This window comes from Mucilaginibacter sp. (assembly GCF_041663085.1).
GTDB lineage: Bacteria > Bacteroidota > Bacteroidia > Sphingobacteriales > Sphingobacteriaceae > Mucilaginibacter.
In genome coordinates this window covers 1-8,040 of sequence record NZ_JBAZRC010000189.1, presented here as the reverse complement: position 1 = coordinate 8,040, position 8,040 = coordinate 1, and the positions used below count along the sequence as shown (strand labels likewise).

Sequence of the window (8,040 nt, the reverse complement as noted above, 5' to 3'; positions counted from 1 at the left end):
ACGTTACCTGGTTTGCCACCAAGGTTACCGACCTGCCCGTAGCCGAAACATCGTTAAAAGTACCGGCAAAAGGCAAGGTTGTTACCTACCAGGGCCTTAAAACCACCCTCGGCAAAGCCATGGAAGGCTGGGGCGAATACGGCAAGAAGTTTTTTAAGATATACCTGTTGTAGAGTCAGGACGAGAAGAGTCAAGAATCAAGACAAAAAGAAAAAGCCTGTACAGTTTGTTACTGTACAGGCTTTTTTGCGTGGCGTCCGTCCGTCCGCAGGAACGGGTATGGCGGGCGGGGCGCGGACGCCTATTTAAAGCTCCCTCCCTGGGGAGGGGCGCGATGGATTGTGTATTGGCAGGGAGGGGTTTAGCTAACTATGCAATATGTTTAAACCCCTCCCTAACCCTCCCAAGGGAGGGAAATATAATTTATTACACAAGCTTCAACGCTTTCAGATACGCCGCGTTCTTTTGCGCGCTTTGCAGCGGGGTTTCGTGATAAAAACGGCTTTGCTCTACAAAAAAGTAACGCATGCCGTTATCCTGCCCAACACTGATAAACTTTTTAAAATCGATAATGCCCTCGCCCATATCACAGGCCGATTCGTCCTTGCTGCCTGCGGGCAGGCGTTTTTTGAGTACATCGCGCATGTGGGCCAGTTTAAAGCGGCCTTTGTGTTTGGTGATGTAGGCGTATGGGTCGGCACCCTCGGTTACGGTGTAGTACACGTCCATCTGGAAATCTACCAGTTCTTTATCCGTACCGGCAAGCAGCACATCTATAGGTAGTTGTCCGTTTACCGGTTTGTACGGATAATCGTGCGGGTGGTAGCCAAACCTTAGGCCATGTTTTTTGCAGATGGCACCACGCTTGTTAAAATCATCCGCGAAGGTTTTAAAGGTTTCGATAGATTTTTGCGGACCGAGCCATGGGCATACCAGGTACTTCATACCTACCTCTGCCGCCTGTGCTGCCAATTTATCAAACTCGTCCAGGGTGCAGGGGTTATAGTGGGTGCTTACCAGGTTAAGGCCAAAGCCGTTGGCTATCTTTTTAAACTCGGTATTGGTTTTGCCCCAAAAGATGCCTTTATCGCTGCCGTAGCTTTCTATCTGGGTGTAGCCCATTGCGCCAAGCTGTTTAAGGGTGCCTATGGGGTCGCGCTCCATGTCTTCTTTTACCATGTAAAGCTGGATGCCGGGGGCGGGTTTGGTGCGCCCGGCTATGGTAGCGGACATTGCGGACGCTGCTGCTGCCAGCATACCGCCGGTGTATAGGAATGTTCTTCTGTTCATGTTGGTTTATTGGTTCATTAATTCATTGGTGCTTGTCCTAAACAATATGTCATTGCGAGCGTAGCGTGGCAATCTCTTTAGGACAATTGTAAAACTATGTTATTTTAACAGCATTAGTATTTAAACGAAATTGGCCCGCTCAATTGCCGCGGAGGGGCTTCTTCTTTTTGCTTGATCAAAAAGAAGCAAAAACCGAGCGTAGCGAGTTCATGAACACCAAAAAACAAAAAATAGGTGAATAAATCAAGTCAGAGCGAATGCTTCCTGCGCTCCCTGCCGGTTCTTAACGCTTTTGCTGGATGACTCGCTGCGCTCGCATCACGCGCAAAAGCTAAACCGTCATTCCCGCCATACTCCCGGCCCGCCCGCTCTGACCTTTGGGCCTGCGCTTTTATGCATTAAGCACCATGTCATTGCGGGCGATAGCGTGGCAATCTCGTAGCCAGTGCATTACCGCTTTGCTTCCGACGAGATTGCCGCGTCGCCCCTTGCTTTCCCCCCCCACTGCTCCTCGCAATGACATAGTGGCCACTACCCCGCGTTAGGGATAGCAGCGGATACCGGCCCTTGCGCCTAAGGCCTGCAGCCGTATGAGCGGATAGCCCGGCCCGAAGGGAACGCCATTGGGAAGAATCAAGAGATTAGAGTAAAGACGCAAGACCCGGAGGTGTTGTCAGTAATCCTGCTCACCAATCTTTCCTATCTTGATTCTTGACTCTAAAATCTTGACTCTCTCCCCTACACATCCCTCACCACTACCTCCCCGGTGGTTTTGTCTTTTAGTATCAGTTTGCGTTCGCCGTGGGGTAATATCTCTTCTTTTATTAAATAGTACTGCTCATTGAAACTGGCGAAATCTGCCGCTATTTTGGTATTGGTGCTGCCGCGCCAGTCGGTTAATTTAACGGGTTCCCAGATGCCGCTTTTGGCAGATGCGTAGGCGGCGTCGATAATGGCGTTTACCACGTAGCCGTCGTAAAAAGTTTCGGCAGGCGGGCGGTTTTGTTCTATGGCTTCAAACATGTCGGTAAACATGTGGTTGTAGCCCAGTTCGTTCACCTCGTCGCCCACGGGGAAGAGCCAGCCCTGGCTGCTCTCGGCCTTTTCGGCAACGTAGCCGCCGCCCTTGCCGGTGCTGAACATATCGAACCCGGTGCGCAGGAAGTTGTTGATCCAGATGGTGCCCTCGGTGCCCATCACCTCGTCGCGCAGGTCCATACCGCCGCGGAAACACCAGCTCACCTCGAACTGCCCGATGGCGCCGTTGGCGTACTTCACCATGCCTATGGCATTGTCTTCGGCATCAATGGGGTGCACCTGCGTGGCCGCCCAGCACATCACCTCTACCGGCCTAACATCCTTACCTATATAGTTGCGGGCAATTTCGATGCAGTGGCAACCCAGGTCCACAATGGCCCCGCCTCCGCTTTGCTGTTTATCCCAAAACCAGTTGCTGTGCGGGCCGGGGTGCGCTTCGCGGCTTTTGGCCCACAATATCCTGCCCAGCGCGCCTGCCTTTACGCTGGCCAGGCTTTTGTTGAACTTGGGGGTGTAACACAGATCCTCGAGGTAGCCGCCCATTACGCCCGCCTGCTCTACCATATCCAGCATTTGTTTAGCCTCCGCAGCCGTACGACCGAGGGGTTTGGTACACAGCACATGTTTGCCCGCTTTGGCGCAGGCGGCAACAGCGGCAAGGTGCAGATCGTTTGGGAGCGAGATCACCACCACATCCACCTCGGGATGGTTCACCACCTCGTCCATATTGTCGCTGTACACGGGGAGTTTATAATCGTGCGCAAAAGTTTTGGCCTTGGCAATATCCCTGCTGTACACTGCGTGCAGCACATCCAGCCTGCGGTGCCCTATCAACGAATCGGCATAGAAACGCGCGATAAAGCCCGAGCCAAGCATAGCAATTTTCATAGCGGTAAAATTTATTGTTTTAGGATTACACCGATGAAGATAGGGAATTTTGAGGATAGTTAATAGTTGATGGTTCATGGTTCATAGTAGCTGCGGGAAGGCGGTGGGCTATGGACTAATCCCTCCCCACGCGTTATTGCGAGGTACGAAGCAATCTCCAGATAGGTAATCGCCGGTTGGTTCTTTTGTGAACTATGCACCAATAAACTAATGAACCACAAAGCCCTGCGTTACGCTATGCCGCATTTGGACGGTGTAGTTAGGCCGGTGCGCTTGCGAGGTTTGTGAACCATGCAGCAATGTCTCAATGACCTAATGACTCAATGACCGCGCAGCTAATGACTGCGCAGCAAATGACCAATAAGAAAAGGTGCTGTAGTGGTGCTTAGGATGCGGTAGCCCCGCTATGCGCTTATACTGCTCGAGGCCTTAGTCGCGAGGGCCGGTATCGCTGCTACCGGGTTTAGAGGGGGAATGATCTTTCCCATTTGCATTAATGCTAACTATAGTATGTAGCAGACGACGCATACTATAGTTAGCTTTACCAAAAGTAGATTGAATGAATAAAGAGTCAATACTGGTTAACTTCGGTAAAAAAGTGAAGGCGAAAAGAAAAGAAAAAGGCCTTTCGCAGGAAGAGCTTTCTTACAAAGCTAATTTACATAGGACTTACATAGGAATGATTGAAAGAGCCGAAAAAAACATTACCCTACTTAATATTGAAAAAATCGCATTAGCATTGGATGTACTTCCAGGTGACTTGTTAAATAACTAATTATGCCTAAAATACCTACGCTACCTAAGCTATTAGCTAGCAAAATTTATAAAACTGGACAAACAAGGGGTGCCGACGATGACGTAATTTTTCAAAACAGAGTTGGCAGGAATAGTACCGTGCTAATATCATATTCTAGTTTCGATAAAATAGTAGAGGAAGACGATCAATTTGAAAACGGCTATATAGTTCTAATAAGTCCAGATGAGTATTTTAATGATCCAAGTTTCGGCAATGAATTAAAAAAAAGAGGTCTTAGTCTTGGAGAAAATGCGTTGCTCTTTTATGAGACGAGAAGCCAATGGAATAAATTCAATCCTGATGATAAAGGTTTTAGTTTTGCAACTTCAAGAACAGCTCCATTAGGAGGGCAATACGTCGCGAGAGTACCATCCCTAACTTCAGAATCTGCTGAAAAAATAATAAAAGGCTATTCAAATAGTAAATTAAAAGGAGCTGGCATTAGGGTTTACGAATATGCTTCTACAGAGATAACTGTAAAAGCAAGAATCCAATTAGAACTATTGTTTTGGCATTGCGAAAATGCAAAAGCTGTTGCCAAATTTACGGGTATGTCAGATGATGATATCGAAATTAGAATTAAATATAATACAGATTTAGCAACTAAATTCGAACTAGATAATTGGGATGAATTAAAAGTGATGCGAATCATTAATGAAAATAAAAACACAATTTGTCCACTTTGCTTAAAACCCTTATCTGCAAATGGTTTTTTTTCAAAAGTTGTTCAAGCTATTGGTAGAGAGGTGCCTGATTTAACAATTACTGAACTTAATCTTTTTCATATTAAGGAATTACGAATTGGAGAATACAACCACAAACCCTATAATCTTGGATGGGGACACCATCATTGCAACGTTGTCACAAAGGATGCAGGTATAATGGAGACTTTAGTCTGGATGAAAGAGGTTATTGAATTAAATGAAAAATCAGGTTATAAAATAACAAGTGATATCTGATTTTCTATTTGATTTTTCGAACTCACCTTCATAATATCTTTCTTATTAAAATTCGAATTTACTCTTTTGTCATATTTTTCTATTCTATGTTTAATAGCACTTGTCCAGCTCGCTTCAATTTCAAATGAAATACTCTTTCGGTTTAAATTCAAAGCCGCAACTGCTGTACTTCCAGAACCTGCAAAGCAATCTAAAACAATGTCATTCTCAAAAGTTGTACTTAATATACAATGCTCTAACATATCGATTGGCTTTTCCGCAGGGTGTTTTCCTTTGTATGGCCTAACTGAATTAAAATTCCAAACGTCTGTAAATTCAACGGAGGAATTAACTTCAAATGGTCGAATTACATCTTCATAAATCGGCATCTCATATACTTTTCCCGTTTTAATTAACACTTCACATATCTTTCTATATTGTTCTCTACTTGGAATATTTCTTCCTGTTTCCCAATTCGAAACAGCTCCACCATGGTTTACTTTACCATATGCACCGGTCAACTCCGTTAATTGGTGACCTGATAAACCAGCTTCCTTTCTTTTCATTTTTAAAAAATGGCCGAATCCACTTCGATGTAGATTTCCTTCAAAAGCAGGTTCAGCAAATAATATTCTTTCGGAGTGGGGATACCACTGACGAAGTGCCTCCTTTTTCATTTTTCCTTTCCATCCATCAAACCCCGGTTCATTAGGCTTAGTCCAAACTATGTGCGACAATACGTTAAAGTATTTATCCATCAGATTTTCTAACTTGGCCGACATTGCACTAGAACAAAAAACGTAAATACTTCCGTTATTTCTTAGGACTCTTTTCCATTCATAAAAAAATTTATCCATCCACATCAAAAATGATTCATCTGTAGCAAAAGACGTATCGTTAGTAATATTGTCCTTTTTAGTAGAGTGATATGGCGGGTCAGTAAGTATTAATGATACTGAATTGTCTGGCAAATTTTCTAGAAGTTTCAGAGAATCACCCAAAACAATTAATGATTCATCTGTTTTTAAAGAATTAGCGTCATCAAATTTCGCAAGCAAACTTTCAAATTGACTTTGCCTCAGTGCTTTATAGTTTAAATTCATTTTAGCTAATTATAGTATGCAAATTTATGATTTATATCAAAAAAAACAATAGTTATTTATAGTAGTTTAGATCAATATAATATTATAAGAATTTTATCAATATCATAAGTTAAGTCAGATTATAATAAATTAGTTTAAATTTCACTCTTTAAATAGCGTACTTATTATCAAACAGTAAGTCAGCTTATTTAATTCCCGGCTTTGTTTACTTGTCCTAAATATTTAATCGATCCTCTCACCTCGGCATTAACTTATTCACCCAACCTAAAGCAATACAAAGTTCCTTGCTGATCTGGCGCTGGCTGTAACCTTTGGCCGCAAGTTCGGCTACTTTTGGGGCTAATATATGCTGGTTTAACCCGCGGGTATGCAGGTGCTGCCGTTCGGGGCTGTGGCCTTCAAACTGCATCTTTAAAAAATTGCAGGGTTTTGTAATGCGGCAAAGGCAAACATTATCTTCGCCATATACCTGCCCGGTGCTGCGCTGTTTAATTTGTTTAAGGTAACGCAGGTGCGGGTCGGCGGCGCTTGTACCAATGGAGAAGGCGCTGTCGGCCAGGTTAATGAGCAGTTTGCTGCCGTGCATATCGTCGGCAGAGATGGGCGAGCCGGGGTTACGGCGTTTGGGCGTATGGGCCAGCACCAGGATAGACAGGTTGTAATCGGCCTTAAGCGCCTTGAGGTGTTTGATCAGGTTAAGCGCAACAGATGCGTTTTCGATCCCGCCGCGCAGGCAGCTGATGTTATCAATAATCAACACCATGGCATTCAACTGTCGTATTTTATACTCGATGCCGGCAATAATCTGTTCGTCGTAATGAGTGTGGGAGTCATTCATCGCAATATCAGGCCGAAACTCAGCCCGTATAAAATTATCCGTAAAATGGTGATCGCCTTCTGCCCCTGTATAACGCCGGTAAAACTGTTTGGTAGAAAGTTCAAAGTCGATATACAGCACGTTGGCGGGGTCGGCATCCATGGCAAACGGCGCGATAGGTTTGCCACAGGCTATGCTGTTGCCAATTTGCACCGCCAGTACGCTTTTACCCAAGTTGGTATCGGCAAACAGGATGCTCAGCTCGCCCTCGTGCCATAGCTCCCCGAAAAGCATTTTAGGCGCGGGCTCGCGTTCGCCAAGTTCCACCAGCGGTTACCGGTAGCCACCGAGAATATATAGCGGCAAGCCTCCGGGTCGGCAGGCTGAGGAATAAATTTAAGTCTACTGGCGGGGCGATATTTGAGTCCCCTGGCTTCCGCGCGGATTCTTTCGATATATTCCGGGCGTTCGGCAGTGTGGTTTTCAGGCATTTGATATGAATTATTTGTGAGCAATGAAACTATGGGCCGGAAACGGCCTGCTTATCAAGGGGTACAGGATGTACCTTACATACAAATATATTCAGTGCAAATCATACAAATGGTGGCACAATATTGTCAGTAGTCAATATAAGGAAGTAACTGATTACAAGACTATTGGCGGTGTTCACAAGTGTTCACGGCAGTGAACGTGAACACCCGGGGGTGTTCGGGGGGCGTTTGAGGACGTTTGGGAGCGTTTTAAGGCGCTTTGTTTCGGTGTTGTAAAAAGGTTTTTAAACAAAGAAACCCGTTATCTTTTGGATAACGGGTTTAACTTTAAGATTGGGCACCGACCTACTCTCCCACATTTTACTGCAGTACCATCGGCTCTGGCGGGCTTAACTTCTCTGTTCGGAATGGGAAGAGGTGGACACCGCCGATATAGGCACCTGAATTTCTTTTGAGCGTAAAGCTCAAGGCTGAAAGCTAAAAGCTTTTTGGCCAATTCGGTATATGTTTTCGCTTTCGGCTTTAGACTCTCGTCTTTTAGCTTCCGGCTAAACTTAAACATAATTGAAAGAAGTAAGTAATTGAAGAAAACAACAGCTTTGTTTACAGTGGTGCGTAAGTCCGTAAGAACTATTTACGCACCACTCTTTACCTGCTATGAGAAAGCTTCGGATTATTA

6 protein-coding genes and 1 rRNA gene are annotated in these 8,040 nt (G+C 45.0%); 2 read left to right on the top strand and 5 right to left on the bottom strand.

Annotated elements, in window-relative coordinates; genetic code table 11:
* Positions 1–426 precede the first annotated feature (426 nt).
* Together WC615_RS21595 and WC615_RS21590 are read right to left on the bottom strand one after the other, a co-directional pair.
* A complete protein-coding gene (locus tag WC615_RS21595) occupies positions 427–1,290 on the bottom strand; it encodes a sugar phosphate isomerase/epimerase family protein (RefSeq protein WP_372980126.1) in 864 nt (287 codons plus the stop codon).
* Between the two features lie 738 nt (positions 1,291–2,028).
* Complete coding sequence (locus tag WC615_RS21590; protein ID WP_372980125.1) at positions 2,029–3,216, bottom strand: Gfo/Idh/MocA family protein; 1,188 nt, start codon at positions 3,214–3,216, stop codon at positions 2,029–2,031.
* A 559-nt stretch (positions 3,217–3,775) separates the two neighbouring features.
* On the opposite strand from WC615_RS21590, the gene WC615_RS21585 reads away from it, so the two are divergent.
* Together WC615_RS21585 and WC615_RS21580 are read left to right on the top strand one after the other, a co-directional pair.
* Positions 3,776–3,991 carry a helix-turn-helix domain-containing protein gene (locus WC615_RS21585; RefSeq protein WP_372980124.1) on the top strand — a complete coding sequence of 72 codons (216 nt, stop codon included), beginning with the start codon at positions 3,776–3,778 and terminating at the stop codon, positions 3,989–3,991.
* Positions 3,992–3,993: 2 nt separating this feature from the next.
* Complete coding sequence (locus WC615_RS21580) at positions 3,994–4,971, top strand: BstXI family restriction endonuclease (RefSeq protein WP_372980123.1); 978 nt, start codon at positions 3,994–3,996, stop codon at positions 4,969–4,971.
* On the opposite strand, the gene WC615_RS21575 is transcribed toward WC615_RS21580, so the two are convergent.
* From WC615_RS21575 to rrf, 3 genes are all read right to left on the bottom strand, one after another.
* Entirely contained in the window at positions 4,947–6,053 is a 1,107-nt protein-coding gene (locus tag WC615_RS21575; protein WP_372980122.1) for a site-specific DNA-methyltransferase, read from the bottom strand. The genes WC615_RS21580 and WC615_RS21575 overlap by 25 nt on opposite strands.
* 235 nt (positions 6,054–6,288) lie before the next feature.
* Positions 6,289–7,197: an AAA family ATPase gene (locus WC615_RS21570; protein WP_372980121.1), complete on the bottom strand. Its 909-nt coding sequence runs from the start codon at positions 7,195–7,197 to the stop codon at positions 6,289–6,291.
* Positions 7,198–7,693: 496 nt separating this feature from the next.
* Positions 7,694–7,805 (bottom strand): 5S ribosomal RNA (gene rrf, locus WC615_RS21565).
* Positions 7,806–8,040: the final 235 nt, after the last annotated feature.